The organism is Parvimonas sp. M20, assembly GCF_035282425.1.
GTDB lineage: Bacteria > Bacillota > Clostridia > Tissierellales > Peptoniphilaceae > Parvimonas.
The window spans coordinates 1-264 of the sequence record NZ_JAYKBQ010000196.1 but is presented as its reverse complement, the minus strand read 5'-3'; the positions used below and the strand labels follow the sequence as shown (position 1 = coordinate 264).

The window sequence follows — 264 nt, the reverse complement described above, 5'->3', positions numbered from 1 at the left end:
GAAAGAGCTAACCTACACTAGCGGGATTCTTTTTGTTAACCCCTACCCCACGCGTACAACCGCGTGGGGAGACGACGCGGATTTTTAACTATGCGTATCCCCCGCATTTATCATCCTGAACCACTGACCAGCCATTCTCACATCGCGCTTTGCGAAGATGCCGCCAACCATATCGGGCGCGTACTGCGCATGGGGCCGGGGCAGGCGTTGCAATTGTTTGACGGTAGCAACCAGGTCTTTGACGCCGAAATTACCAGCGCCAGC

1 protein-coding gene is annotated in these 264 nt (G+C 55.3%); it reads left to right on the top strand.

Annotated features, from left to right (window positions below):
- Window positions 1–90: 90 nt before the first annotated feature.
- On the top strand, window positions 91–264 hold a 174-nt coding region (locus VJI93_RS09530; RefSeq protein WP_442954001.1), incomplete at its 3' end, for an RsmE family RNA methyltransferase.